Raw genomic sequence first — 25635 nt, forward strand, 5'->3', positions numbered from 1 at the left:
CTAGCGCACCGGCCACACCTCCTGATCACCGACCACATAGAGTCGGTGGTCATCGGCCTGTTCCACCGCAAAGCCACCGGTAAACGCACCGAACGCCGGCAACAAGCTGACCCGCGTCCCGATCTGAAAGCAGGGCAACCTTAGGCTTTGCCGGCCCTTGCCGCGCAAGCGGTACACCGGGTGTACATGCCCCGCCAGCACGTGGTGGCTGGGGTGGGCGGCAGGTTCATGCTGCAAGGCAAAGGGGCCCATCAGCAGTGGTTCCTCAACCACTTCAATCCTCAGGTCCAGCGGTGGGTCACCGGCGCGTTTATCGTGATTGCCGCGCACCAGCGTCAGGGCCAGCGCGGGATGGCGCTCGCGCCAGGCCCGCAAGGCGCCCAGGGTGCCGCTGGCGTGAGAGCCGGGACCATGCAGGAAGTCGCCAAGAAAGATCACCTGCGCGCACCCATGCGACGCGAGCAGCCGGTCCAGCCGCTCCAGATTGGCAGTGGTGGTTCCTTGCGGCACCGGCTGCCCCAGGCTGCGGTACGCCGAGGCCTTGCCAAAGTGCGCATCGGCAATCAACAGGCACCCGCGTGCAGGCCAGTAGATCGCTTTGTCTGCCAGCAACCACAATTGCTCACCCTCGAGCGTTATCGAACAGACCATCAGCGCTTCCCGTTATCCGCGACTTTTTCCAGGTCCTTGACCATCCTTGCAATACGCTCCGAGAGTTTTTCCGAACTCATGCTTTCGCGCATCCGCTCGACCAGCAGCGGAAAGGCCAGGGGAGTCGGCCGTTCGATCCGGTGCAGGTCCAGCTTCAACGCCGACAGATGACGCAACGTCACTTCCAGCCGACGAATATCCAACTCATCGCGCAGGACTTCTTCCCCAGCCTGAGCCAGCAACAGGTTCTGCGGGTCGTACTGTTTGAACACCTCGAAGAACAGACCGCTGGACGCCTGCACCTGCCGCGTACTTTTCGGCGCACCGGGGTAGCCGGCGAACACCAGCCCGGCGATGCGTGCGATCTCGCGAAAGCGGCGCAGCGCCAGCTCCCCGGCATTCAGGCTGGCGGCCACGTCTTCCAGCAGGTTCTCAGGACTCAGCAGCGCGTCATTCAACAACACCGGCCAATCCACAGGCGTGGCGCTCAGCAACTCCAGCCCGTAGTCATTCACGGCAATCGAAAACGTCACCGCCTGTCCCTGGCTCACACGCCACGCCAACAGACACGCCAGCCCCAGGTGCACCTGGCGCCCGGCGAACGGATAAAGAAACAGGTGCCAGCCTTCCCGCGATTTCAGCGCTTCGGCCAGCAGATGCTCGCGTGTGGGCAGGCCCGACCAACGCAACTGCGTCTGTAACAACGGTTGCACCGCTTGCATTTCCGGCCCCTTGAAATACCCGTGCGCCGCCGCATCAAAGCGCTCCACCACCGCCAGGGCCAGCTCGTTGGAAAGTGGCATGCGCCCGCCATTCCAGCGCGGCACGGCGGCTTTTTTGGCGGTGCTGCGGCGCACGTAGGCGGTCATGTTTTCCACGCGCACCAGCTCCAGCAGACGCCCGGCGAACAGGAAACCATCCCCGGGCTTGAGCCGCGCAATAAAACCTTCTTCGACACTGCCCAGGTTCTTGCCGCCCCCGCCCTTGCTCCAGTATTTCAAATGGATGCTCGCGTCACTGACGATGGTGCCCACGCTCATGCGGTGACGGCGCGCCAGACGGGCATCGGGGACACGCCAGACGCCCTGTTCGTCCGGCTCCACGCGACGGTAATCCGGATAGGCCGTCAGCGACAGGCCGCCATGGCGCACAAACCCCAGGGCCCATGCCCAGTCTGCGTCCGTGAGGTCACGGTACGCCCAGGCCCCGCGCACTTCCGCCAGCAGCGCATCTGGCGTGAAGCCACCGCCCAGCGCCATGCTCACCAAATGTTGTACGAGTACATCCAACGGTTTGTGCGGCGATTCCCGCGCTTCGATACGCCGCTGGGCAATCGCATCCTGGGCCGCCGCCGCTTCCACCAGTTCCAGGCTGTGGGTCGGCACCAGCGTCACCCGCGAGGGCCGCCCCGGCGCGTGCCCCGAGCGCCCGGCGCGTTGCATCAGGCGTGCGACGCCTTTGGCCGAGCCGATCTGCAGCACCCGTTCCACCGGCAGGAAGTCCACCCCCAGGTCCAGGCTGGAGGTGCACACCACGGCCTTGAGCTGGCCATCCTTCAACGCCCGTTCCACCCAGTCGCGGGTTTCCCGAGACAGCGAGCCATGGTGCAAGGCAATCACCCCAGCCCAGTCGGGCCGGGCGTCCAGTAACGCCTGGTACCAGATTTCCGACTGGGCCCGGGTATTGGTAAACACCAGGCAACTGCTGCTGCTTTCGACCTCGGCCACTACCTGGGGCAACATCTTCAAGCCGATATGCCCGGCCCAGGGAAAGCGCTCGGCGACCGGCGGCAGCAAGGTGTCGACCTTTAACTCTTTGGCCGTTTGCCCCTGTACATTGATCCCGTCGCCTTGCGGGACTAACACCTCCAAGGCATGGGATTGGTTACCCAAGGTCGCCGAAATGCCCCACACCATCAGTTCCGGATGCCAGCGCCGCAGCCGCGCCAGTGCCAATTGCAACTGCACGCCGCGCTTGTTGCCGATCAATTCATGCCATTCATCCACGATCACCATGCGCAGGTGCGCCAGGCTCACCTGGCTGTCGGCGCGGGCCAGCATCAGGGTCAGGCTTTCCGGGGTGGTCACCAGCGCGGTCGGCTGGCGACGGGTCTGGCGAGCGCGCTCGCTGCTGCTGGTGTCGCCGGTGCGCAGGCCGATGCTCCAGGGAATCTGCAAGGCTGCAAGCGGTGCTTCGAGGGCGCGGGCGGTGTCGGCCGCCAGGGCACGCATGGGCGTGATCCACAGCACCGTCAGCGGTTCAGCGGGTGGTTTACGTTTACCCACAACAGGCGGGCGAGTGATGGCAAAGCGATTGAGCGCCGCAAACCACAGCGCGTAGGTCTTGCCGGCGCCGGTGCTGGCATGCAGCAACCCCGACTGGCCGCCCTTGACCGCCGCCCACACCTCTTTCTGAAAAGCGAACGGCTTCCAGCCTTTGGCGGCAAACCACTGTTTGGCGAAGTCGATGGGTTTTGCCATGGGGCGGCGGAACTCTGGAAGGTCTATTTCACAGACCTTCCAGAGCGCGCAAAGGTTTACTTCAAATTGCCACTCAGGAACTGCTGCAAACGCTCGCTCTTCGGATTGCCCAGCACGTCCTCCGGCGCGCCTTGCTCTTCCACCAGGCCCTTGTGCAGGAACAGCACCTGGCTCGACACCTTGCGCGCAAAGCTCATCTCGTGGGTCACCATGATCATGGTGCGACCTTCCTCGGCCAGGCCCTGGATCACCTTCAACACTTCGCCCACCAGCTCCGGGTCGAGGGCCGAGGTGGGCTCGTCGAACAGCATCACCTCCGGCTCCATCGCCAGGGCGCGGGCGATGGCGACGCGTTGCTGCTGGCCGCCGGACAGGAACGCCGGGTATTGATCGGCCACGCGTGCCGGCAGGCCGACCTTGTCGAGGTAGCGACGGGCACGGTCTTCGGCGTCCTTCTTGCTGCAACCCAGCACCCGGCGCGGAGCCATGGTGATGTTTTCCAGCACGCTCATGTGGCTCCACAGGTTGAAGTGCTGGAACACCATGGCCAGGCGCGTACGCAGGCGCTGCAATTCGGCGTCATCGGCCACGCGCATGCCGTGGCGGTCGCTGACCATGCGGATCGGCTGGCCGTCGAGGGTCATCGCGCCGTCGTTGGGGGTTTCCAGGAAGTTGATGCAGCGCAAAAAAGTGCTCTTGCCCGAGCCACTGGCGCCGATCAGGCTGATCACGTCACCGGTCCTGGCCTTGAGCGACACACCTTTGAGCACCTCATTGTCGCCATAGCTTTTATGCAGGCCTTCAACGGTCAATTTGTACATGGGGCGTGCATCCTCAAGGCGAAAGTAGGTAGCCGCTGCGGTAGGCCTCTAAGCCTGCGACATGGCCGATGACCATCCCGGCAGTGGCCATGCGGCGCAGCGAACGGGCGTAAAGCAGGCCGGCCTTCTGGCAGTGCACGGGCGTTACGCGGTCGGTAATGGGGTCGATGATTTCGGCGATCAGTTGCCCGGCTTCCAGGTATTCACCGGGCAGGGCGCTGAACACCAGCAGGCCGCCCACCGGCGTCGCCACTGGTTCAACGCCGGCCAGTGGCGTGGCGGGGTAGGGCAGGTCCGGCAGCGGTGCGACATCGCCAGCAATGGCACCGAAGTGAATCAGGTAATCGATGATCGCCTGGCAGTCGAGCGCCGCCAGGCCATGGTTGACGTCGCCTTGCCCGCGCAGCTCGACGGTCACCGAAAAGCTGCCCATGGGGATCGGGAAGCGCTCGCCGAAGCGTTGCTGTAACTGCCACCACACCAGGGTGAAGCACTCGTCGAAGGATTGCCCGCCGGAGTCGGTGGCGAGCAGATTCGCCTCCGAGCCGATATAGCGCGCCAAGGGTTCCACCTGCGGCCAGGCCTCGGGCGTGGTGTACAGGTGCGCCACGGCTTCGAAGTCGCAATGCAGGTCCAGCACCATATCGGCGTCGCAGGCCAGGCGTTGCAGTACCAGGCGCTGGGACTGCAGTTGGGTGTCGGCGCTTTGCTCTGCGAGGGCGGTGGACAGCGCGCTGCGGATCCGTTCGACGTTGTGCCGGGGATCATCCCCGAGTAACTCCTCGACCTGGTCACCCACCGCTTCACCGAGGTCGACAAACCGGCGATTGAAGTTCTGCCCGCTTTCCAGTTCGTAGCGGCCCAGCGGGATGTCCATCAACACCTGTTCCAGGCCGACCGGGTTGGCGATGGGCACCAGCACGATTTCACTGCGCAGGCGACCGGCGGCGGCCAATTTCGCCAACTGCACCTTGAGGTGCCAGGCCACCAGCATGCCCGGCAGTTCATCGGCATGCAGCGATGACTGGATGTAAATCTTGCCCTCGGCCTGCTCCGGGCCGAAGTGAAAACTGTGAATCTGCCGCGCCGTGCCGGGCACGGGCGCGATCAACTCATGAATCTGATGCCGCATGAACGCTCCTTAATGGCTCGGCCCGAGAAAGGCCAGCCAACGGCGCTCCGCCAGACGAAACAGACCGACCAGGGCAAAGGTCACGGTCAGGTAGATCAGCGCAGCGATACCGAATGATTGAAAGGTCATGAAGGTGGCCGAGTTGGCATCCCGCGCCACTTTGAGGATGTCTGGAATCGTTGCGGTGAAGGCCACCGTGGTCGAGTGCAGCATCAAAATCACTTCATTACTGTAGTAGGGCAGCGAGCGACGCAACGCCGACGGCATGATCACGTAGGCATAGAGCTTCCAGCCGCTGAGGCCGTAGGCTTTGGCCGCCTCGACTTCGCCATGGGCCATGCTGCGGATCGCCCCGGCGAAAATCTCCGTGGTGTAGGCGCAGGTGTTGAGGGCGAAGGCCAGGATGGTGCAGTTCATCGCGTCGCGAAAGAACGCATCCAGCAACGGTTGTTCGCGCACGGCGGCGAGGCTGTAGATGCCGGTGTAGCAGATCAGCAACTGGATATAGAGCGGCGTGCCCCGGAACAGGTAGGTATAGAACTGCACCGGCCAGCGAATCAGGCGCTTGCGCGACACGCGGGCAATGGACAGCGGGATTGACACCAGGAAGCCGATGACCAGGGCGGCGCTGAGCAACCACATCGTCATGGCCAGGCCGGTGATGTGCTGGCCGTCGCTATAAAGGAAAGGGCGCCAGTATTCCTGCAAGAGTTCGATCATCGCACGGCCTCCCGGGCGCCAGCGGAGTAGCGACGTTCAAGGCGGCGCAAGACGAAGTTGGACGCGCTGGTGATCAACAGGTAGATCAACGCGGCGAGGACCAGGAAGTAGAACAGTTGGTAGGTGCTCTTGCCGGCATCCTGGGCGGCCTTGACCAGGTCGGCCAGGCCGATGATCGACACCAGGGCCGTGGCCTTGAGCATCACCATCCAGTTATTGCCGATACCCGGCAGGGCAAAGCGCATCATTTGCGGGAAGGTCACGTAGCGAAACCGCTGCCCGCGCTTGAGCCCATAGGCGGTAGCGGCTTCCAGCTGGCCACGGGGCACCGCGAGGATCGCGCCGCGAAAAGTCTCGGTGAAATACGCCCCGTAGATAAAGCCCAGGGTGATCACCCCGGCGCTGAACGGGTCGATCTCGATGTATTCCCATTCCATGAAGTCGGTCAGGCCGGTAAGCCAGGTTTGCAGGCTGTAGAAAATCAGCAGCATCAGCACCAGGTCGGGCACGCCGCGAATCAGGGTGGTGTAGAGCTGGGCGGGGATGCGCAGGAAGGGCAGGCTGGAAAGTTTGGCGCTGGCGCCGAGCAGGCCCAGCACCACGCTGACGGCCAGGGACAGCACCGACAACTTGATGGTCATCCAGGTGCCTTGCAGCAACAGCGGGCCGAAACCCTTCAGGCTGAGCGCGCTCAACCCGAGGGTTTGCAACAGTTCTTCGAACATAAATCAGGACCTATGGCGATAAAAAAGCGCCCCTCCCAGGGAAGGGCGCTCCAGGCATTATTTGCCGCTGTACAGGTTCAGATCGCCAAAGTGTTTCTTCTGGATGGTGGCGTAGGTGCCATCATCGTGTAACGCTTTGATACCTTTATCCAAAAGCGCCTTCAGTTCAGTGTTACCTTTTTTGATACCGATGGCGGTTTTCGACGGCAGCAAAGGGTCGTCGATGGCCGCGCTGACTTCGTAACCGGCACCGGCCGGCGACTTCAGAAAGCCCAGTTCGGCTTGCAGCATGTCCTGCACGGAGGCGTCAAGACGGCCGGAGGTCAGGTCGGCGTACACCTGGTCCTGGTTGGCGTAGGCCTTGGTGGTCACACCGGCTTTATCCAGCACGGCCTTGGCGTAGGCTTCCTGGATGGTGCCCTGCTCGTAGCCTACGGACTTGCCCTTGAGAGACTCAGGTGTCGAGTAGCCCGCGCCTTTCTTGAACACCAGCGAGGTCGGGCCAGAGAACAGTTCGCTGGAGAAGTCGATGGCCTTTTCACGCACCGGGGTCACGGTCATGGACGAAATCACGCCGTCGAACTTGTTGGCTTTCAGGCCTGGAATCATGCCGTCGAAATCGCTTTCGACCCACTTGCACTTCACTTTCAGCTCGGCGCAGATCGCATTGCCCAGGTCGATATCGAAGCCCACCAGGCTGCCGTCCGCTGCCTTGGATTCGAATGGCGCGTAGGACGGATCGACACCAAAACGCAGTTCCTTGTATTCCTTGGCCAAGGCGGAACCTGCGGCCATGCACAGAGCCAGTGCAGAAAGGGTCAGCAATGCTTTTTTCATTATGTAATCCCTGGAAACCAAGATAAGCGCTTGTGGCGCGTTTAGGACTGTTACTGAACGGTGTCAGACGGATCACAAGTAGCAATTTCTGCACCATAGTTCCGAATGAGCGTTTTAAAAGGTGGGACAAGGGAGATCTGAGTGTAGGAAATGCCCGAAAATGGGCGCAGAAAAATGAGCGCACCATTTCGAGTCATAAAGAAATTCAGATGTTGGAGGGGGCTTGCCCACTCCCACCTGTTGATCGGTGTCAGGTCAGCAGGTCTTGCAGGGTGGCAAGGCTGTCGGCCTCATCCACCGCCTTATCCTGCCGCCAGCGCAACATCCGCGGAAACCGCACCGCAATCCCGCTCTTGTGCCGCTTGGACAAGGCAATGCCCTCGAACCCCAGCTCAAACACCATACTGGGCGTGACACTGCTCACCGGGCCGAATTTCTCTACGGTGGTTTTGCGCACAATCGCGTCGACCTTGCGCATTTCTTCATCGGTCAGCCCGGAGTAGGCCTTGGCAAAGGGCACCAGCGTGCGTTCGCTGCCGGGCGGGCCGTCCCACACCGCGAAGGTGTAGTCGCTGTAGAGGCTGGCGCGCCGGCCGTGGCCGCGCTGGGCGTAGATCAACACCGCGTCGACGCTGAACGGGTCGACCTTCCACTTCCACCACACGCCCATGTCCTTGGTGCGGCCGACGCCGTACAGGCCATCGCGGGCCTTGAGCATCATGCCTTCCACGCCCAGGCTGCGCGAAGCTTCGCGTTGTTCGGCCAGCGCTTGCCAGGTGGTTGCGGTCAGCAACGGTGAGGCGAGCAATACCGGTTGGTTGCACTGGGTGACCACCTGCTCAAGCTGGGCGCGGCGTTCGGCCTGGGTATGGTTGCGCCAGTCGTCGCCCTGATGTTCCAGCAGGTCATAGGCCAGGACCGCCACCGGCGCATCCTCCAGCACTTTCTTGCTCAAAGTCTTGCGGCCGATCCGTTGTTGCAGCAGGGCGAAGGGTTGCACTGCGTCCTTCCACACCACGATCTCACCGTCGATCACCGTGCCGTCCGGTAACCCACTCACCAGGCTGTGAAGTTCGGGAAAACGTTCGGTGACCAGCTCTTCGCCACGGGACCAGACCCACAGGCGCCCGTCGCGCTTGACCAATTGTGCGCGGATGCCATCCCATTTCCATTCCACCTGCCAGTCGGTGGGGGCACCGAGCAGCGCGTCGAATTGCTCCACCGGTTGCGCCAAGCCATGAGCCAGGAAAAACGGATAAGGCTGGCCGCCCCGTTGTGCATGCTCGTCGGACGATTCGGCAGCGATCAGCTTGAGGTAGCCCTCAGCGGTCGGACGATTGGACAGGTCGGTGTAGCCCACCAACCGCTGCGCCACACGCTTGCTGTCGAGATCGGCCATGGCGGCGAGGGCACGGGTAACCAGCAACTTGGACACGCCGACGCGAAAGCTGCCGGTGATCAATTTGATGCACACCATCAAGCTGGGTTGATCCAGTTGCGCCCACAACGCCGGTAGGCGCTCAGCCAATTCCAGGGGAGGCAAGCCGCGCAATGGCAGGAGTTTTTCCTCCAGCCATACGGCCAGGCCGTCCTCCGAGGTGTAGGTAGATTCCGGCAGCAGCAGGGAAATGGTCTCCGCCAGGTCACCCACTGACTGGTAGCTTTCCTCGAACAGCCACGGCTCGATGCCGGACGCTTCTGTGGCCATGTCCCGCAGCAGGCGCGTCGGCACCAGTTGCCGTGGCCGTCCGCCGGACAGGAAATACACGGCCCAGGCGGCATCTTCTGGCGCGGCATCCCGGAAGTAGGCTTGCAACGCAGCCAGCTTGGCGTTGCTGGAAGTGGTGGCGTCGAGATTCGCGTACAGCTCGGCAAAGGCCTTCATGCGCCGGCCTCTTCTTCGTCATCGCCGTATTCGGTGGTGAAGCCCTGGGCATCCAGGCCTTTTTCCCGCAGATGGCGCACCAATACGCCGACAGAACCGTGGGTGACCATCACCCGCTCGGCGCCGGTCTGCTCGATGGCCCACAACAGGCCGGGCCAATCGGCGTGGTCCGAGAGCACAAAGCCCCGGTCTACCCCGCGCCGGCGGCGGGTGCCGCGCAGGCGCATCCAGCCACTGGCGAAGGCGTCGCTGTAGTCGCCGAAGCGCTTGATCCAACTGCTGCCGCCGGCGGAGGGCGGGGCGATGATCAAGGCTTGGTGCAGCAATGGGTCGGTCTTGTTGAAGTCGCCGGCGTAGAGGGTTTCAGGGATATGGATGCCGGCCTCGCGGTACACCCGGTTCAACGGTTCGACCGCGCCGTGGCTGAGGATGGGCCCGATGCTGGCGTCAATGCCATGCAGGATACGCTGGGCCTTGCCGAATGAATAACAGAACAACACGCTGGCCTTGCCGGCGGCGATGTTGGCCTGCCACCAGTCGTTGATCCCGGCGAAGATCTGCGCCTGGGGCTGCCAGCGGTAGATCGGCAGGCCGAAGGTGGATTCAGTGATAAAGGTGTGGCAGCGCACCGGCTCGAACGGCGCGCAAGTGCCGTCGGGCTCGACCTTGTAGTCGCCGGACGCGACCCAGACTTCGCCCTGGTATTCCAGGCGCACCTGAGCCGAGCCGAGCACATGCCCGGCCGGGTGGAAACTCAAGGTGACGCCGTGGTGCACCAGTGGCTCACCGTAGGCCAGGGTCTGCAGGTTGATGTCCTGGCCCAGCCTGGAGCGCAGGATGCCTTCGCCGGGGGCCGCCGCCAGATAGTGCTGGTTGCCGGTGCGGGCGTGGTCGCCATGGGCGTGGGTGATGACCGAGCGTTCCACCGGGCGCCAGGGGTCGATATAGAAATCTCCGGCGGGGCAGTAGAGGCCTTCGGGGCGGGCGATGACAAGGTCCATGGGGTGACCGGGGGAGGTGGGCTTGTTACTTATGAGGCGGGTGTGGGCTGGGAAGTTCTATCTGAATGCATGCAGTCCAAATGTGAGAGGGGGCAAGCCCCCTCTCACATTAGATCCAGGTTTTTCAGGAAAGCCGGGTTACTTGCCGGGTGTCAGGGTCAACCTGGCCTTCCCGTACACCTTCTCGAAGTTCTGCGGCTGCATCGGGAAGCTCAGGTATTGCGCCTTGAGCGACGGGTCGATGCCATTGGCATAGTTCGGGCTGGCCGGGTTGCCGGACTGGCCGATGCCACCCTGGCCCATCATCGGTTCCACCTGGCCGAAATCGACGATCAGGCGCAGCGCGGGCACCTGGGTGGTGGCGAAGTCCTGTCCCCAGTTGTAGGGCGCCGGGTTCAAGGTATTGTGATCGCCACCGGAGGCCAGTGGGCCACGAATCACCTGGCCATTGGCGTTTTTCCAGGTGGTGGTGTGCAGCTTGCCCCACTGCCAGGCCTTGTGGTCGGCGCCCAGCTGACTGTCGCCGGCGCTGATCGCGGCGGCCAGGCTGCGGGCGAGAATCGCCGGTTTGTCTTCTTTCTGCGGCGTACGCACGTCATCCCAGAACGGGCTGTCTTCGCGGCCCAGCAAATGATCGGCCTGGGCGGCATAGGACAGGCTGGCGTTGCTGACAAAGGCTTTCCAGCTGGCGCTGTTTTCCGGACCCAGCTCGTCGAGGAAGATCTGTTTGGTGCTTTCCTGCAGGAACAGTTCATAGAGCGCAGCGTCGGCGGAGGTCGACACCAGGCGACCGTCGAAGGCCATCAGGCGACCCAGCGCTTCACGCGCCTTGGCCTGTTCCGCCGCCGGCAGTGCGTCAATCGCCTGTTTCAGCGGCTGGGCCATGCCCGGCGCCTGGAACATGCTCTTGAGTTTGGCGGCGAAGGTGGTGGTCTGATCGTACTGCATGGCGATCAGGCTGCGGCTGTCATGCTTGCCGGCATTGGCCAGTTGCGCCAGGCGCTCGCTGCGCTCCGGGGCATCCCAGGAATTGGACAGTTGCATGCCATAGCCACGCGGCGCGGTGCGCTGGTTGGCGGTGCCGATCCAGCCTTGGGCCGGGTCCTGGTCATAGGGATGCAGCATGGCGTCGGCGTAGCCATCCCAGTCAAACCGCGTGTCCCAGCCCGGCGACGGCAGCAAACCTTCGCCTTCGCGGCGGTTGGGGAAACGGCCGGTGACTTGCCAGCCAATGCTGCCGGCGTCGGCGAAGATCATGTTCAACGCGATGGCACGGATTTCCCGGGTCGCGTCCGAGGCTTTGCCGATGGTTTGCGCGCGGGACAGGTCGAAGAACGCATCCAGGCTCTTGTCGTCCTTGAAGTCGGCGGTTTGCAGGGCCAGGCCCAGACCGGTTGTCAGCGCCTGGCTGCTGTTGAGCAGGGCGCCGTGACGGGTTTCGTACACCACTTCGCGGATCGAGCGCTGGCCTTTGACGAAGAAGGTTTCGTTACGCACGCCCGCCGGCAGCCATTTGCCGTTGTTCTCGTAATACAGCGCGCTGCCCTGGCGTCTGACTTTTTCAAGGAACAGGTCTTGGGTGTCGCCCTTGACCGTGCTCATGCTCCACGCGACTTTGCCGTTGAAGCCGGACAGCAGCGTCGGCAGGCCGGCAATCGAAGCGCCGGCGGCCTGGTATTTCGGTGCGCGGATCTGTACGTAGCTCCACGGCGACGGTGCCTGCGGCTGGGCGGCGAGGTCGCCCGCCAGCAGGCTTTTACCGCTGCGGCTGCGCTGTGGGCCGATCGCCCAGTTGCTTGAGGTGGTGACCGCCAGGGCGTTGAGGCTGCCCAGTTGCTGGCTGACCGCGTCCAGCCCGGCCAGGCCGGTGATCTGGCCCAGGTTCACGCCCTTGAGTTTTTCGGCCTCGGCCAGCGGGATCGCTTCATCCGGCGCGCTTGGGGTGAGCCAGGCGAGTTTGTCGACGCCGACTTTCTGCGCCAGCACCAGCGACGAAATCTCTTCCTGCAGGTTGGCCGACTCGCTGAAATTCAGCAGGCAGAACAGCAGCGCCGAATCTTCCGGCTTCCAGTACTCGGGCTTGTAGCCGGTCTGGGCCAGGTCCGGCGGCAGCTTGTCGCGGTAGCGGAACAGGTAGGCGTTGACGCCACGCGCATACACTTCAAAGAAGCGCTTGAGACGCGGGCTGGAGGCGTTGTACAGCTCGCCGGCGCTTTTTTTCAGGTTGACCGCGCGCATGAAGCGGTCGACATCCAGCACTTCAGGCCCGGACATTTCCGCCAGGCGGCCCTGGGCCAGCAGGCGCAGGGTGACCATCTGGGTGATGCGATCACTGGCATGCACGTAACCGAGGCTGAACAGCGCGTCATGGAAGGTGTTGCTTTCGATCAGCGGCATGCCCTGAGCATTGCGGCGTACCGATACATTCTGCGCGAGGCCTTTGATCGGCTGTACGCCGGCAACCGGCGGCAGGGTGTCCTGGGTGCTCTGGAGCTGGCAACCGGCCAGGCTTAACGCACTGGCCACTGCCGCGGCAACGCCGAACCGGGGAAGAAAATGTGAGAGGGCTGGCGAGGCCATGGCAAAGCTCCTGCGGGGGGTAGCGTCAGTAAAGGCGCTACGTTAGTGAGCGCGGCGAAACGACGCAAGCGGGAGCCATGCCTTATTTTCAGCAATTGCGTATCAAGACTTGGGCGGGTTGACTTTCTGCACCAGCTCATACGCCCGGACCGTCGCCGGCCGTTCCTTGATGCTGTTGAACCAGCGATGCAGGTGTGGGAAATCTTCCAGGCGCTGGCTTTGCCATTTGTGGGAAACAATCCAGGGGTAGATCGCCATGTCGGCAATGCTGTAGTCCTCGCCGGCCACGAACGCACGGTCCGCCAGGCGCCGGTCGAGCACCCCGTAGAGGCGTGCGGTTTCATCCACGTAGCGTTTGATCGCGTAGGGGATTTTCTCCGGGGCGAACTGGCTGAAGTGATGATTCTGCCCCGCCATCGGGCCCAAGCCGCCCATTTGCCAGAACAGCCATTGCAGCACTTCCTGGCGACCGCGCAGGTCTTTTGGAATGAACTGGCCGGTTTTTTCCGCGAGGTACAACAGGATCGCGCCGGACTCAAACAGGGAAATCGGTGCGCCGCCGTCGGTCGGGGTCTGGTCGACGATGGCCGGGATGCGGTTGTTGGGAGCGATCTTCAGGAAGTCAGGCTTGAACTGTTCACCCTGGCCGATGTTGATCGGGTGCACCTTGTAGGGCAGGCCGGCTTCTTCCAGGAACAACGATATTTTGTGGCCGTTGGGGGTGGTCCAGTAATACAGGTCGATCATGAAGCTCTCCAAAAGTGGTGATGCTTGAACGGATGCCTGTAGGTATAGGTAATGCTGGGTGTGCGAAAATTCAATGAAACATTTGCGCATACCCTTAGAAGCAAATCAAAAAGCGCCATCCACCAACACCTGCAGCGACTGCTCTGAACAGCGCTCGATGCGCGCCCGCACGCGATACACCTCGGCAAACAACAGCGGATTGAGCACCTCGTTTGCTGCGCCACTGGCGTACAAGCGACCTTGGCGCAGCACGGCAATATGGTCGGCAAAACGTGCGGCAAGGTTGATGTCGTGCAACACCACCACGGCGATCAGGTTGTGTTCGCGCACCAGCCCACGCACGCACTCCATGACTTTCAATTGGTAATTGAGGTCGAGGGCGCTGGTGGGTTCGTCCAGCAGCATCACTTGGGGGCGCCGTGCAATCAGTTGTGCGAGGCTGACCAGTTGGCGTTGACCGCCCGACAGCGTGTTTAACCACTGATCGGCCAAGTGCGTGATGCCAATGCGCTGCAATGCCTCGAAGGCTTCGCGCAGGCAAGCGTCGTTGGACAATGGAAGGCCGTCCACAGGGGTGACGCGCAACGCGGCAATCACGCTCTCCATTACGCTGAGGCTCAGGCCCGGTGGCAGGTTCTGCGGCATGTAGGTCACACGCCTGGCGCGCTCGGCCACGGACATGGCTGACAGGTCGAGGTCATCCAGTCGTACGACGCCGTGCATCTTTTCCAGCCCGGCCACGGCGCGCAGCAAGGTGGACTTGCCGGCGCCGTTGGGGCCGATCAGGGCGGTCAGGCTGCCGTGGGGCAAGGTCGGCAGGCTCAGGTCATGCACGATCTGCCGGCGGCCATAACTTACATTGGCGTTGTGCACGCTTAACCCTTCGCTCATAACTGCCTCCCGCGCTTGAACACCAGCATCACGAAAATCGGCACGCCCACCAACGCCGTGACGATGCCCACCGGCACGCTCATACCGGGCATGATCAGCTTGCTGGCAATCGACGACAGCGCCAGCAACAGCGCGCCGGTCAGGGCGCTGGCCGGCAGCAGGAAGCGCTGGTCTTCACCGACCAGGATCCGCGCGATATGCGGACCCACCAGGCCGATAAAGCCGATGGTGCCGACGAACGCCACGGCGGTAGCCGACAACAGGCTGATGCGCAGCAACGAGAAAAACCGCAGGCGCTTGACGTCCACGCCGAAGCTTTGCGCGCGGTCTTCGCCCATGCGCAGTAAGGTCAGGTGCGGTGCGGCGGCGAAGGAAAACGGCAACACCACCGCGACCACCAGGGCCAGGATACCGAGCTTGTCCCAGTTGGCCCGGGTCACGCTGCCCAGGGTCCAGAACACCAGTTGTTGCAGCACATCCTCGGTGGCCACCAGTTGCAACAAAGCCACCACCGCGTTGCAACTGAATACCAGGGCGATGCCGAACAGCACCAGGCTCTCTACGCCGGCGCCCCGCAGGCGCGACATGGCTTGCAGCAAAAACACCGAGGCGGCGGCGAAGATGAACGCCGAAATGGAAATCGCCGTATTGGCCGACACCCACAAGGTCGTCACCGGGAACACAATCACCAGGGATGCCCCCAGCGCCGCCGCCGACGACACGCCCAAGGTAAACGGGCTGGCCAGCGGGTTGTTCAAGATCGCCTGCATCTCCGCCCCGGCCAGCGACAACGCACAGCCCACCAGCACCGCCATCAACGCGTAGGGCAGGCGCACGTTCCAGATGATCACCTGGTCGGTGGCGCTGAGGTGGGACGGGTGCGCAATCCCGTCAAGCAAGGCCAGCAGGCCCATGCCGGACGGGCCGCTGGCCAGGTCCACCAGCATGGCGCACACCAGCGCCATGCCCAGTAGCGCCAATAGCCAGGCACGGCGCGCCAGCAGGCGGCGATAGCCGTGGGTGGCTGAGGCGAGGTCGAGGGTTTGCGTGGTCATTTAGAGGTGTCGATCCAATAGGCACCCTGCAACGGCATCCCCAGGAATTGCTGGTTGATCTGTTCCATGGTCGCCTGCGGGTCCAGCTTGGCGAACAAGTGCGGATGCACCCACTTGGCCAGCGACTCAATCGCCAGCAGGTTGTACGGCGAGTTGTAGAAGTCATGCCACAGACCGTGGGCATTGCCTGCGCGGATGGCACGCAGGTTGGCGAACTCGGGGCGCGCCAATACGCGGTCAAAGGCTTCACGCGCCTCGTCATGGCTCACGCCGGCACCCAGGATCAGCCCCGGCTTGTGGTTACCGGTGGCGACATAAATATCCGGGTCCGCTTTCAAGGCGTATTCCACGCTGATATCCCCCAGTGCCCCCGGCACCACATCGGCGGCGATGTTGCGCCCGCCCACCAGCTTGATCACTTCCCCCATGCCACTCTTGCCCGTGGTGTGCCCCGGCGCTTGCCAGGCGCCGGCCAGCAGTTCGAGGAACACGCTCGGACGCGGGCCGGCCGGCAAGGTGGCGACCGCGTCGGTGATGACCTTGAGGTGCTGGTCATAGAAGTCCAGGAAGGCCTTGGCCTGGGCTTCGCGCCCCAGCGCCTGGCCCAGCGCGTTCATGCTGGTGTGGGTGCCTTGCACCGGGTTGATGCGAAAGTCGACGAACAGCACCGGGATGCCCGCCTTGGCCAGCACATCGGCGACCGGGCTGTGTTCGGTCGGGCCGTGGCCGGAAATGCTGAACACCGCCAGGTCGGGTTTGAGCGAGAGGATTTCCTCGGCGCTGACGCTTTGTTCCGACGCCTGGCCGATCAGCGGGATGTCTTTCACGCTGGGAAATTTCGCCACGTAGGCGTTATAGGTGTGCTGGTCCAGCAGCTTCAAATCGTTCTGCCAACCGACGATGCGCTGGAACGGCGCATCGCGGTCCAACAGGGCAAACGCCGAAATCAAGCGGCCTTCACCGAGGACCACGCGCTTGACGTTGTCCGCCACGTCGACCTTGCGCCCCAGCACATCGGTGACTTCATGGGCGGCAGCGGTTTCGGCATGGCCGAGGACCAGCGCGGCGAACAGCACGCACAGCTTGAGGACATTACGGGGTTTCAACATGGCAGGAACTCCAGGTGAAGGCGGCGCATCAGGCATTGCTACAGCGCCGCAAGGGGTTGTGAGGCAAGGCGGCCGGGCAGGTGTCGACATCGCAGGCGTTGAGCAGTGCCGGGATCTCGACCAGCACGGTTCAGAACTCATAGTCGACGCTGGCAGTGAGGGTGCGCCCGGCGCCCGGAATGCCGTAGAGCTGGAAGCCATCGAGGGACGCGCCGACCTGGCTGTAATAGAACGTGTTGAACACGTTGTTGAGGTTGAGGTTGACCGTGGTGTCCTTGTTCACCTTGTATTGCGCGGCCAGGTTGCTCAGCCAGTAGCCGGGGGCTTTTTCGTGGTCGCGGGTGTAGATCGCGTAGACCCCGGACGGGCCGTTGGCGTAGCTGCTGTTGTTGTTCAACCCGCCGACGTATTTGTTGTCGGTGTAGCGGCGCCGGCCCACGTATTGCTCGCCGTAGCTGAGGCTCAGGGCGTCGGTGACGGCGTAGGTGGTCCACAGGTTGGCGGTCAGGTCCGGGACGTTCTTGGCTTCGGCGCCTTTGTTGATGCCTTTGGTCTGGGTGCTCTTGAGGGCCGAGAAGCCGCTGTAGGCGGTCCAGCGCGGGGTGATATTGCCTTGCAGGCCCAGCTCGATGCCGTCGACGCGCTTGGCGGGCAGGGCGCGTACCGGGGCGGATTCGCCGTCCTGGTATTCCCAGGCGTTGTCCAGTTCGGTGCGGAAGATCGCCGCCGTAACGTTGAGCATGTCATGGGCGATGTCCCACTTGGTGCCCAGTTCATAGGTCTTGGATTTGGCCGGGCTGTAACGAAGGGTGCTGGCCGCGCCGTAGATCTGGTTGTTGGTGGACGCGCCCAGCGCCGAGGGCTGCGCCGCCTCGCTGTAGGACACATAGATGCTGCCGTTGGGCAACGGCTTGAACACGGCGCCAACCCGACCGCTGACGGCACCGTCGGTACTGCTGATCGTCGCCTGGCCGCGCTGGCGGGTTTCGGCGCGCCAGTTGTCGTAGCGCAACGAGCCGAGTACTTGCCACTGCTCGTTGAGGGTGAGGGTGTCGCCCAGGTAGAGACCGGCGTTGTCGATCACCGAGCGCGGGTCGCCTTCGCCTTTGGTCACGTAGGTGCTGGCGAAGCTGTGGCTGGGGTCGTGCATATCAAACAGCATGTTGCCGGCCGGCACTTCGGCGTTGCGTCTCAGGCCGCCGTAGGTCTCGTGATAGAACTCCAGGCCGCTGACCACCGCGTGCTGCAGGCTGCCGGTGGTGAGGTTGAAATTGAAGTCGGTCTGGTTGTCCAGGATGGTGTAGCGCTTGGACAAACCAAAGTCGCTGCCGCGCAGGATGCCGTAGGCGGTGTTGCTGTTGTTTACGTAGTCGGTGTAGGCATTCACCGTGCTGCCCGGCACTTGGCTGATCGGGCCTACGCCGGTGTAGCCCAAAGTCGCACAGCGGGTGCCGGTGCAGGTCTTCTGGCCGCTGGCGTTGGCGGCGAAGAAGCGCGCCGGCGAAAGCACGGCGAAGTTGTCGCTGCGTTCCCAGCGCGTCTGGTTGCGCAGGTTGGCGTCGTTCCAGGCGAAGTCATGCTCGAAGCGCGCCGTGAGCGAGGTGGTTTTGTTCTCTTGGGTGTAGAGGCGGGAGTCGCCGTACCAGTTGGAGCGTTTCACGCCCGGCATGCGGTCGCCGTTGGTGCCGCGCTGGATCGGCACACCGCCGTCCGGGGTGTTGGTGTCTTTCTGGTAGAAGGTGTCGATGAACAACCGCGTGTCGGTGCCCAGGCCGAAGCCGAACGAGGTGGCAATGCCCCAGCGGTCGTAGTCCACATCGTCGCGTTCGGCCACCTGGTTGTAGTGCTTCATCAGGTTGATGCGCACGGCGGTGGTGTCGTTCAGCTGTTTATTCAGGTCGGCAGTGAGGCGGCGGTAGCTGTCGGTGCCGATCCCGGCCGAGACTTTGTTGGCATTGCCCAGATGCGCTTCCTTGCTGACCAGGTTGACGCTGCCGCCCACGGCCGAGACCCCGGACTCGATGGAACCGGTGCCCTTGAACACTTCGGCCTGCTGCAGGTTGAAGGTGTCGGTGCGCGTGGACATGCCGGCATCGCGCACACCGTCGACGGTCAGGCTCTGCTCGGAAGAAAAACCGCGGATCGAAAACAGATCGCCCCAGCCCAGGTTGCCCTCGCCGGACATAAAGGTAATGCCCGGGACATTGCGCAACACTTCCTGCAAGGTCTGCGCGTTCTGCTCCTTGAGCACCTGTTGCGGCACGATGGTCACGCTTTGCGGTGCGTCCAGCAGCGGCTGGCTGATTTTGGCCGAGGTGACGCGGTCCACCTTGAAGGTGGAAGTGGCTTCGCCGTCGACCTTGATTTCCGGCAGGCTCAACACCGAATCGCTGGACGTGGCGGTTGGGGCGCCAGCCAGGGCGACCGGTGCGACGCTTCCGGCAGCCAGCAAACCGAACATCGGTGCCAGGGTGGTGTGCCGCGTGTGGTGGTGAGGCGTGGGCAATGATAGGGGCAATGACATGGTAGCGTCCGAGTCTAAATTACAATTACTCTCATTTAGGTTCGGTAGTCTAAAGAGCGATTCCTCCTGCCATACCCCAGGTTTGTATCGCTGATGCGTGATTAGGGTTTCCTACAACATTCCATTACATTTGCCTGCGCTGCCGGCTGAATTTTCGGCTATTTGCTGCGTTTCATCGTTTTTCGGATTGACTGCCCATGGCCAAGCAAGACCACCTGCTGATCGTTGACGACGACCCGCAAATCCGCCAACTGCTCTGCGACTACCTGAGCGACGCCGGCTTCCAGGTGTCCACCGCTGCCGACGGCAAGGAAATGCGCCGCCGCCTGGCGCTGAATGTGATCGACCTGATCGTGCTCGACCTGATGCTGCCCGGCGAAGACGGCCTGAGCCTTTGCCGCGAACTGCGGGTGAACTCCAACACGCCGGTGGTGATGCTCACCGCCAAGGGCTCGTTGATCGATCGTATCGTCGGCCTGGAAATCGGCGCCGACGATTACTTGCCCAAACCCTTCGACCCACGTGAGTTGCTGGTGCGGATAAAAGTGGTGCTGCGCCGGGTACAGAGCTTTCCCGACCGCGCCCGCCTGGATGAAGCGCCGAGCATTCGTTTCGCCGGCTGGCAACTCGACACGCGGGCGCGGCAATTGCTGTCGCCGCAGGGCGTGGTGGTCAGCCTGGGCAACTCGGATTACCGCGTGTTGCGCCTGCTGTTGCAGCACCCCAACCGCCCGTTGAACCGCGACTTTCTGCTCAACCATGTGTTCGACAAGGACAGCACGCCGTTCGACCGCTCCATCGATGTGTGCGTCAGCCGCCTGCGCTCGCAATTGCCGGCAGGGTTGATCAAGACCGTGCGCAACGAGGGCTACATGCTCACCGCCGATGACGTGGTGTTGGAGTCGTGAGACTGCTGCCGCGTTCGCTGTTCGGCCGGCTGGTGCTGATCCTCGTCAGCGGCATGCTCGCCGCGCAGGCCCTGACCAGCAGCATCTGGTACGACCGACGCCATGGGCAGGTGCTGGAAATCCCGGCGCGGTTGATCGCCACGCGCCTGGCGGACGTGGTGCGCCTGGTGCACAGCGATCCGCAGCAAGCGGATGTGCTGATCAAGCTGCTCGACACGCCAAACTTCCGCCTGACCCTCAGCGACCAGGCCAGCAACACCCCGGGCACCCTGCACGAAAGTGACCGGCCCACCGAGCGATTGATCAAGAAGGTGCTGTCGGAAAAAACCGGTTACGCCCAGACCCTGATCCTGTTGCGCCTGTCGCTGGTCGATGGCGACGGGCAGACCGCCGGCCTGTCGACCTTGCTCGGTTCCCAACCGGTGGTGGGACAATTTTTGATCGACCTGCGCCTGCCCGACGGGCGCTGGTTGCAGGTGGATGCCAGTGAAGAGCAGGGCTGGACCAGTACCTCGCCGCTGGACCTGCTGTTCGATTACGTGATGCGCATCTACCTGTTGCGGGTGCTGGTGTTGGTGGTGATCGCGCTGGTCGCGGTACGCCTGGCGATTCGCCCGCTCAACACCCTGGCCAAGGCCGCCGAGGCATTGGGCCGGGATATCCAGCGCCCGCCGCTGTCGGTGGACGGTCCCACTGAGGTCCGCCGCGCCGCCCAGGCATTTAATGCGATGCAACAGCGGCTGATCGCCAACATCGCCGAACGCACGCGTTTCCTTGCGGCGATTTCCCACGATTTGCGTTCACCGATCACACGACTGCGCCTGCGCACCGAGATGCTTGAGGACAATCGCACCAAGGAGCGTTTTCGCAGCGATCTGGAAGAAATGGAGCACATGGTGTCCAGCACGCTGGATTTTGTCAGCAGCGGCGAAATCAACGAGACGCGGCAGAACATCGATATCAACGCCTTGCTGCAAAGCCTGCAGGCGGACTTGCAAGACGTTGGCGAGCAGGTGGTGATCGAAGGCCGGGCGAAGCAGCCATTGCCGGGGTATGCCCGCAGCCTTAAACGTTGCGTGCAGAACCTGCTGGAGAACGCTGTGCGTTATGGCCGTGATGTGGTGATGCGGGTCGAGGACCAGGCGGACAGCTTGAAGATCGTCATCAGTGACCGTGGCCCCGGGATTCCGCAGGAACAGTTGGAGCGGGTAATGGAGCCGTTCTATCGCGTGGAAGGTTCACGCAATGCCGAGACCGGCGGGTATGGCCTGGGATTGAGCATTGCCCACACCATCGCCAAGGCGCATGACGGGTGTTTGGAGTTGCGCAACCGGGACGGCGGAGGGATTGAGGTGGAACTGGTGTTTCAACGCAAATCCTGAATGTGGAACGCAACTGAATGTGGGAGGGGGCTTGCCCCCGATTGCTGGCTGTCAGGCACTGAATAGGAGACTGGTATACCGCTATCGGGGGCAAGCCCCCTCCCACATTTAAATCTTCAGCGTGGCTTTACGCCCCGTGGCACTTCTTGAATTTCTTCTCGCTGCCGCACGGGCAAGGATCGTTGCGACCCACGTCCTTCAGGGCATTGCGCACCGGCTCCTGGTGAGCGTGGCCGCAGTTCGGGCCGTGGACATGGCCGTGGTCGTGATCATGGTGATCGTGATCATGGTTGCAGTCAGGACCATGGACATGGGGTTGCTGAGTCATCGATGTCGCTCCGGAATAAAATCGCCGGGGATTATCTCGCCATTGTGATTCACCTGCACGTCATAACCGATGAATAATCCGGTTTTCAGCTCGCCTTCGAGGCGATAGGGCACGGGGCGGTCGGGTTTTTTCAGCATCTGCACCACATCGCGGATCTGCGGCCAGAGGTTGGTGCGCACCGACACCTTGAAAAAGGCATGGCCGCGCGGCGGCACGGTAAGCCATTCGTTGGACTCGCCTTCGGTCAGCACAAAGTCATCCAGCGTCACTTTGTAGATCAGGCCGCGCACGGTCAGGTCGGCGTCGTCGCGATTGTCCACGCGAAAGTACAGCTTGAATTTCTGCTCCAGCAGCTTGGCTCGCACCACTTCGACCTTCACCAGGGAGATGTGGGGGGGCGGCGCGTCGTCCTCGAACCACGACGCGCAGCCGGTCAGGCCAAGGGTTAACGCCAGCATCAAGCTGTAGATTCGGAGCATGGCGTGAGTCCTGTGATGGCTAGAGATAGCTGGAACAACACTTCTTGAATTTTTGCCCGCTGCCGCACAGGCAGGCATCGTTACGTCCGGTCTTCACTTCCACGGTCGGGTCGATGAAGTACCAGCGCCCGTCATTCTGTACGAAAGAAGACTGCTCGCGGTGACTATGTTCGCCGGTGCTGTCATGCCAGCGCGCGGTGAAGGTCACGAACGCGTGTTCCGGCTGGCCGCCGAATACCTCGGAGCTTTCCACTTCAAGGCCGAGCCAGGTGCTCTGGGCGCTCCACGCGGCGATGGCGGCACAGTCCAGGCCGGGCTGTTGCGCGGGCAGCGTGGTGGCAACCAGATAGTCCACCAGGCCCAGTACGTAGGCGCTGTAGCGCGAGCGCATCAACGCGGTCGCGCAGGGCGCGGGGTGCCCGGCGTGATAATGGCCGCAGCAAGCATCCAGCAGGTTGCCACTGCCGCAGGGGCAAATGGATGTACTCATCGGGTTACCACCAATACTTTCCGAAGTTTTCCGGGTTGGCCCAGAAGCGGGCGTTGAGCCAGTCCGGTACCTGTTTATAGTCAAGCAGATCATAGGTAAACAGCGTCAGAACCTGTTCGTCACGCTGGAAACGCTCGCCAGCCTGCAGGGCCAGGGAGAAGAAGTCGGTGTCCTTCCAGTCGCAGGCCCCCAGGTCAACCAGCACCGCAATGCGGCTGGCGTTGAGGTTGCGGATACCGCCCAGCAGGGTCAGGCCTTGCGGTTTTGACAGGTGCTCCAGGCAATCCACCACCAGCGCCAGGTCAAAACGCTGCGCGGCCAGCTCCGCCGGCAGTGGGCCGGGTGGGGCAACAGCAACCTGGGTGCCGGGGTGTGCTGCTTGAAAAGCCTCCAGCGCCGGGAACTGGCTGGCGCCCAACAGCAACAGGCGTTTGGGCTGGTGCAGGTCGAGCAAGGCGGCCAGGGCCTGCTGGGGTGTACGGTCAGAAATACCGGCGGTCATCAGAGATCCTCACATCAGGACCGTAGAGACTAGCGCGGCTGAGCGTGCGGGCCTAGAGCGGGCGGTGGCTAAAAGTCCTACGAGGGCGACGATCCTCAATGAATACGGGCGCGCGGCGTAGTGGCGCAGATGAAAAGAGCCGTCTTTACTCCACTCATCGGCCCCCGCCGATCCCCTCAGGAGAAATCAGATGAGCATCATGCGGACAGCTCTACCCTTGGTTCTGCTAACCGGAGTATTGACAGGTTGCGCAGGTTTGCAAAAAACCGACTGGCCCACCTGCGCCGCCGTTGGCGGTGTGACCGGTGCGGCGATCGGTGCCACTGAAAGCTCGGCCTATGCAGGCTATGGCGCGTTGTTGATCGGCGGTATGGCCGGCGCCTATTGCTGGGTGCATGGCGACGGTGACGAAGATGGCGATGGCGTGCCGGACAGCCGCGACAAGTGCCCGGGCACGCCAAAAGGTGTGCAGGTGGATGCCAATGGTTGCCCGCCCGCACCGCCACCGGCCGTGGTTGAGGAAGTGGTCGTGGTCAAGGAGGAAACCATCGTGATCCGTGACGTGCACTTCCAGTTCGACTCGGCGAAGTTGACGGCGGCGGATACCGCCAAGCTCGACGCCGTCGCCACCCGCCTGAAACAGGAAGCCCCAGGCGCCCAGTTGCGGGTCAGTGGCCACACCGACAGCGTCGGCAAAGAGGCCTACAATCAGAAACTCTCGGAAAAACGCGCGCATTCGGTGGTCGAGTACCTGATCAAGTCCGGCGTGCCGCGCAGCAGTTTTGTATCGGTGACCGGTGCAGGCGAGAGCCATCCGGTAGCCGACAACAAAACCGCTGAAGGCCGTGCCTTGAACCGTCGTACGGAAATCCAGATCAACCGCTGACGGCCCTTGCCCCTGTGGGATACACAGGGGCATTGCTGCCAATCCTCCCCCTTTATTAACTTTTTTGATCCTTCACTGGCAAAGCGCCTGCGGAAGTCGTTACTGTGCGTCCAAAGAAAAACTAGAAAAATTTTTTGAAAAAATTCAGGGGAGCTCCATGATGCGTAAGGTTTTTCTGTTGGCCCTGTTGGTCAGCCCCGTTGCCCTGGCCCAGAGCGTCAGTGTTGAACCCAACTCGTTGATGCGCCTGCCCAACAGCACCAGCGTGTTGCAATTGGAGCGCCTGGAGGTGGCGGACTATGGCACCTTGCTGATTCCCGCCAACATCAGCCAGGTCTCCGTGGATGAGCTGCACCTGGGCCGCGACGCCCGTATCACCATTGTGCCCGGCAACACCGCTTTGCAATTGCAGGTGCGCCATGCGCAATTGGACCACGGTAGCCAGATCACCTCCCGCGGCGCTCCCGGCACCCACGAAAAACCGGCCAAGGCCGGGCGTGACCTGACCTTGCGTATCAACTCCCTGGCGGCAGAAGAACTCTCGGTGGACGCCCGTGGCGGTGCCGGCGCCCAGGGTTATGCCGGGCTGGATGGCGCCAACGGCGAAGACCCAGGGTGCACCTGGGGCTCGGCCGGTCGCGGTGCCAACGGGGATAACGGCGGTGATGGCTTGCCTGGCGCGTCGGGCGCGCAGGTGCGCGTCGAGTTGCCCCAGGACTTTCCGGCCGAGCATATAAAGGTCTGGGTCGATGGCGGTCCCGGTGGATTGGCTGGCACGGCGGGCAAGCCGGGCAAGGGCGGCCAGTCCAAAGGCTGCCTGGTGTACCGCGCCGATGGCGGCGAGAAAGGCCGTCCAGGCTTGGAAGGGCAGCCGGGGCCGGCTGGGCCTGCGGGGACTGTGACCATCCAGCGGCTTTGAATTGCCTGCTCTGACGCCATCGGGGCAAGCCCCCTCCCACAATTGGACTGCATTCCAACTGTGGGAGGGGGCTTGCCCCCGATAGCGGACTAAAGCCGGCCTCAGAACATCGGCCGAGCCGAAGCAATCGCCACCACCATCAACCCCACAATCAGGTTAATGCCCACCAATCGGCGAATCTGCCCCAGCACCGCCGCACCCGCCGGCCAATCCTCAGCCGCCACTGCCTTGCGCAACTCCGGGAACTTCAGCGCCTGGATGCGGATAAACAGCGCCGTCATCACCAGATACAAGCCCATCATCACCTGCACATAACGCGGTGCCGTCTCAAACCCGTTGAAGCGCAAGTGCAGCAGGCCAATGCCGCTGATCGGCAAAACCGCCACGGCGATCCACACCCATACGAAAAAACGTTGAAACACATTTGCCCATAATTTGAGCCGGGCAGGGCCTTCAAGTGCCGCCACAGCGGCGGGGCGCAGGATCATCCAGGCGAAAAACATACCGCCGACCCATACCAGGGCGGCCAATACATGCAGGGTGTAAGCGAGGCTAAACGCGGTCATTGTGGTACTCCGTTCTG

General features: G+C 62.7%; 24 protein-coding genes. 4 read left to right on the plus strand and 20 right to left on the minus strand.

Annotated elements, in window-relative coordinates:
* The 15 genes from pdeM to LUU92_RS06830 form a co-directional block, all read right to left on the minus strand.
* Positions 1-651: a ligase-associated DNA damage response endonuclease PdeM gene (pdeM, locus tag LUU92_RS06760; protein ID WP_071488818.1), complete on the minus strand. Its 651-nt coding sequence runs from the start codon at positions 649-651 to the stop codon at positions 1-3.
* Positions 651-3131: a ligase-associated DNA damage response DEXH box helicase gene (locus LUU92_RS06765; RefSeq protein ID WP_257103334.1), complete on the minus strand. Its 2481-nt coding sequence runs from the start codon at positions 3129-3131 to the stop codon at positions 651-653. Before LUU92_RS06765 ends, pdeM begins: the two co-directional genes overlap by 1 nt.
* A 56-nt stretch (positions 3132-3187) precedes the next feature.
* Positions 3188-3952 carry an ABC transporter ATP-binding protein gene (locus LUU92_RS06770; protein WP_016973168.1) on the minus strand — a complete coding sequence of 255 codons (765 nt, stop codon included), beginning with the start codon at positions 3950-3952 and terminating at the stop codon, positions 3188-3190.
* Positions 3953-3965: 13 nt separating this feature from the next.
* Positions 3966-5084, minus strand: a complete 1119-nt coding sequence (locus tag LUU92_RS06775; protein WP_071488821.1) for a succinylglutamate desuccinylase/aspartoacylase family protein — start codon at positions 5082-5084, stop codon at positions 3966-3968.
* 9 nt (positions 5085-5093) lie between these two features.
* Positions 5094-5804, minus strand: a complete 711-nt coding sequence (locus LUU92_RS06780; protein WP_071488822.1) for an ABC transporter permease — start codon at positions 5802-5804, stop codon at positions 5094-5096.
* Entirely contained in the window at positions 5801-6529 is a 729-nt protein-coding gene (locus LUU92_RS06785; RefSeq protein ID WP_071488823.1) for an ABC transporter permease, read from the minus strand. Before LUU92_RS06785 ends, LUU92_RS06780 begins: the two co-directional genes overlap by 4 nt.
* A gap of 57 nt (positions 6530-6586) precedes the next feature.
* Positions 6587-7366 carry a transporter substrate-binding domain-containing protein gene (locus LUU92_RS06790; protein ID WP_021492416.1) on the minus strand — a complete coding sequence of 260 codons (780 nt, stop codon included), beginning with the start codon at positions 7364-7366 and terminating at the stop codon, positions 6587-6589.
* A 250-nt stretch (positions 7367-7616) separates the two neighbouring features.
* Positions 7617-9251, minus strand: a complete 1635-nt coding sequence (locus LUU92_RS06795; RefSeq protein WP_071488824.1) for an ATP-dependent DNA ligase — start codon at positions 9249-9251, stop codon at positions 7617-7619.
* The gene (locus LUU92_RS06800; protein WP_071488825.1) at positions 9248-10252 is read right to left on the minus strand and encodes a ligase-associated DNA damage response exonuclease; all 1005 of its coding nucleotides are present in this window, start codon (positions 10250-10252) and stop codon (positions 9248-9250) included. The genes LUU92_RS06795 and LUU92_RS06800 overlap by 4 nt, the downstream gene beginning before the upstream one ends.
* 138 nt (positions 10253-10390) lie before the next feature.
* On the minus strand, positions 10391-12832 hold the full coding sequence (locus tag LUU92_RS06805; protein ID WP_071488826.1) for a penicillin acylase family protein: 2442 nt from the start codon (positions 12830-12832) through the stop codon (positions 10391-10393).
* A gap of 102 nt (positions 12833-12934) precedes the next feature.
* On the minus strand, positions 12935-13579 hold the full coding sequence (locus LUU92_RS06810; RefSeq protein ID WP_071488827.1) for a glutathione binding-like protein: 645 nt from the start codon (positions 13577-13579) through the stop codon (positions 12935-12937).
* 105 nt (positions 13580-13684) lie between these two features.
* Positions 13685-14470 (minus strand): ABC transporter ATP-binding protein, encoded by a 786-nt coding sequence (locus LUU92_RS06815; protein ID WP_071488828.1) that lies wholly within the window; start codon positions 14468-14470, stop codon positions 13685-13687.
* Positions 14467-15525: a FecCD family ABC transporter permease gene (locus LUU92_RS06820; RefSeq protein ID WP_257103335.1), complete on the minus strand. Its 1059-nt coding sequence runs from the start codon at positions 15523-15525 to the stop codon at positions 14467-14469. Before LUU92_RS06820 ends, LUU92_RS06815 begins: the two co-directional genes overlap by 4 nt.
* The gene (locus LUU92_RS06825; protein ID WP_071488830.1) at positions 15522-16634 is read right to left on the minus strand and encodes an ABC transporter substrate-binding protein; all 1113 of its coding nucleotides are present in this window, start codon (positions 16632-16634) and stop codon (positions 15522-15524) included. Before LUU92_RS06825 ends, LUU92_RS06820 begins: the two co-directional genes overlap by 4 nt.
* Positions 16635-16764: 130 nt before the next feature.
* Complete coding sequence (locus tag LUU92_RS06830; RefSeq protein WP_257103336.1) at positions 16765-19158, minus strand: TonB-dependent receptor; 2394 nt, start codon at positions 19156-19158, stop codon at positions 16765-16767.
* Between the two features lie 197 nt (positions 19159-19355).
* Here LUU92_RS06830 and LUU92_RS06835 point away from each other — a divergent pair, with 197 nt between their 5' ends.
* Both LUU92_RS06835 and LUU92_RS06840 read left to right on the plus strand, forming a co-directional pair.
* Entirely contained in the window at positions 19356-20066 is a 711-nt protein-coding gene (locus LUU92_RS06835; protein WP_058425253.1) for a response regulator, read from the plus strand.
* Complete coding sequence (locus LUU92_RS06840) at positions 20063-21448, plus strand: ATP-binding protein (protein WP_257103337.1); 1386 nt, start codon at positions 20063-20065, stop codon at positions 21446-21448. Before LUU92_RS06835 ends, LUU92_RS06840 begins: the two co-directional genes overlap by 4 nt.
* A gap of 127 nt (positions 21449-21575) precedes the next feature.
* Here the strand turns inward: LUU92_RS06840 and LUU92_RS06845 are convergent, their stop codons facing one another.
* The 4 genes from LUU92_RS06845 to LUU92_RS06860 are packed head-to-tail and all read right to left on the minus strand — an operon-like array spanning position 21576 to position 23247.
* Positions 21576-21776, minus strand: coding sequence for an SEC-C metal-binding domain-containing protein (locus tag LUU92_RS06845; protein ID WP_003189235.1), 201 nt, complete (start codon positions 21774-21776; stop codon positions 21576-21578).
* Positions 21773-22255 (minus strand): LEA/WHy family protein, encoded by a 483-nt coding sequence (locus LUU92_RS06850; RefSeq protein WP_222541123.1) that lies wholly within the window; start codon positions 22253-22255, stop codon positions 21773-21775. The genes LUU92_RS06845 and LUU92_RS06850 overlap by 4 nt, the downstream gene beginning before the upstream one ends.
* Before the next feature lie 19 nt (positions 22256-22274).
* Positions 22275-22745 (minus strand): YchJ family protein, encoded by a 471-nt coding sequence (locus tag LUU92_RS06855; RefSeq protein ID WP_222541124.1) that lies wholly within the window; start codon positions 22743-22745, stop codon positions 22275-22277.
* 4 nt (positions 22746-22749) lie between these two features.
* Positions 22750-23247, minus strand: a complete 498-nt coding sequence (locus LUU92_RS06860; RefSeq protein WP_071488834.1) for a DUF6231 family protein — start codon at positions 23245-23247, stop codon at positions 22750-22752.
* Positions 23248-23437: 190 nt separating this feature from the next.
* Here LUU92_RS06860 and LUU92_RS06865 point away from each other — a divergent pair, with 190 nt between their 5' ends.
* Positions 23438-24133 carry a PA1041 family peptidoglycan-binding anchor lipoprotein gene (locus LUU92_RS06865; protein ID WP_257103338.1) on the plus strand — a complete coding sequence of 232 codons (696 nt, stop codon included), beginning with the start codon at positions 23438-23440 and terminating at the stop codon, positions 24131-24133.
* 160 nt (positions 24134-24293) lie between these two features.
* Entirely contained in the window at positions 24294-25052 is a 759-nt protein-coding gene (locus tag LUU92_RS06870; protein WP_071489101.1) for a collagen-like triple helix repeat-containing protein, read from the plus strand.
* Positions 25053-25153: 101 nt separating this feature from the next.
* On the opposite strand, the gene LUU92_RS06875 is transcribed toward LUU92_RS06870, so the two are convergent.
* On the minus strand, positions 25154-25618 hold the full coding sequence (locus LUU92_RS06875) for a CopD family protein (protein ID WP_257103339.1): 465 nt from the start codon (positions 25616-25618) through the stop codon (positions 25154-25156).
* Positions 25619-25635: the final 17 nt, after the last annotated feature.

The organism is Pseudomonas extremorientalis (genome assembly GCF_024584605.1).
Lineage (GTDB): Bacteria > Pseudomonadota > Gammaproteobacteria > Pseudomonadales > Pseudomonadaceae > Aquipseudomonas > Aquipseudomonas extremorientalis.

What these genes read in the sequence shown, in the direction of transcription:
- pdeM (WP_071488818.1), bottom strand. Translation starts at nt 651, where the DNA reads ATGGTCTGTTCGATAACGCTCGAGGGTGAGCAATTGTGGTTGCTGGCA.
- LUU92_RS06770 (WP_016973168.1), bottom strand. Translation starts at nt 3,952, where the DNA reads ATGTACAAATTGACCGTTGAAGGCCTGCATAAAAGCTATGGCGACAAT.
- LUU92_RS06775 (WP_071488821.1), bottom strand. Translation starts at nt 5,084, where the DNA reads ATGCGGCATCAGATTCATGAGTTGATCGCGCCCGTGCCCGGCACGGCG.
- LUU92_RS06795 (WP_071488824.1), bottom strand. Translation starts at nt 9,251, where the DNA reads ATGAAGGCCTTTGCCGAGCTGTACGCGAATCTCGACGCCACCACTTCC.
- LUU92_RS06830 (WP_257103336.1), bottom strand. Translation starts at nt 19,158, where the DNA reads ATGTCATTGCCCCTATCATTGCCCACGCCTCACCACCACACGCGGCAC.
- LUU92_RS06855 (WP_222541124.1), bottom strand. Translation starts at nt 22,745, where the DNA reads ATGAGTACATCCATTTGCCCCTGCGGCAGTGGCAACCTGCTGGATGCT.
- LUU92_RS06825 (WP_071488830.1), bottom strand. Translation starts at nt 16,634, where the DNA reads ATGTTGAAACCCCGTAATGTCCTCAAGCTGTGCGTGCTGTTCGCCGCG.
- LUU92_RS06875 (WP_257103339.1), bottom strand. Translation starts at nt 25,618, where the DNA reads ATGACCGCGTTTAGCCTCGCTTACACCCTGCATGTATTGGCCGCCCTG.
- LUU92_RS06835 (WP_058425253.1), top strand. Translation starts at nt 19,356, where the DNA reads ATGGCCAAGCAAGACCACCTGCTGATCGTTGACGACGACCCGCAAATC.
- LUU92_RS06860 (WP_071488834.1), bottom strand. Translation starts at nt 23,247, where the DNA reads ATGACCGCCGGTATTTCTGACCGTACACCCCAGCAGGCCCTGGCCGCC.
- LUU92_RS06800 (WP_071488825.1), bottom strand. Translation starts at nt 10,252, where the DNA reads ATGGACCTTGTCATCGCCCGCCCCGAAGGCCTCTACTGCCCCGCCGGA.
- LUU92_RS06805 (WP_071488826.1), bottom strand. Translation starts at nt 12,832, where the DNA reads ATGGCCTCGCCAGCCCTCTCACATTTTCTTCCCCGGTTCGGCGTTGCC.
- LUU92_RS06810 (WP_071488827.1), bottom strand. Translation starts at nt 13,579, where the DNA reads ATGATCGACCTGTATTACTGGACCACCCCCAACGGCCACAAAATATCG.
- LUU92_RS06845 (WP_003189235.1), bottom strand. Translation starts at nt 21,776, where the DNA reads ATGACTCAGCAACCCCATGTCCATGGTCCTGACTGCAACCATGATCAC.
- LUU92_RS06850 (WP_222541123.1), bottom strand. Translation starts at nt 22,255, where the DNA reads ATGCTCCGAATCTACAGCTTGATGCTGGCGTTAACCCTTGGCCTGACC.
- LUU92_RS06820 (WP_257103335.1), bottom strand. Translation starts at nt 15,525, where the DNA reads ATGACCACGCAAACCCTCGACCTCGCCTCAGCCACCCACGGCTATCGC.
- LUU92_RS06870 (WP_071489101.1), top strand. Translation starts at nt 24,294, where the DNA reads ATGCGTAAGGTTTTTCTGTTGGCCCTGTTGGTCAGCCCCGTTGCCCTG.
- LUU92_RS06785 (WP_071488823.1), bottom strand. Translation starts at nt 6,529, where the DNA reads ATGTTCGAAGAACTGTTGCAAACCCTCGGGTTGAGCGCGCTCAGCCTG.
- LUU92_RS06790 (WP_021492416.1), bottom strand. Translation starts at nt 7,366, where the DNA reads ATGAAAAAAGCATTGCTGACCCTTTCTGCACTGGCTCTGTGCATGGCC.
- LUU92_RS06865 (WP_257103338.1), top strand. Translation starts at nt 23,438, where the DNA reads ATGAGCATCATGCGGACAGCTCTACCCTTGGTTCTGCTAACCGGAGTA.
- LUU92_RS06765 (WP_257103334.1), bottom strand. Translation starts at nt 3,131, where the DNA reads ATGGCAAAACCCATCGACTTCGCCAAACAGTGGTTTGCCGCCAAAGGC.
- LUU92_RS06780 (WP_071488822.1), bottom strand. Translation starts at nt 5,804, where the DNA reads ATGATCGAACTCTTGCAGGAATACTGGCGCCCTTTCCTTTATAGCGAC.
- LUU92_RS06815 (WP_071488828.1), bottom strand. Translation starts at nt 14,470, where the DNA reads ATGAGCGAAGGGTTAAGCGTGCACAACGCCAATGTAAGTTATGGCCGC.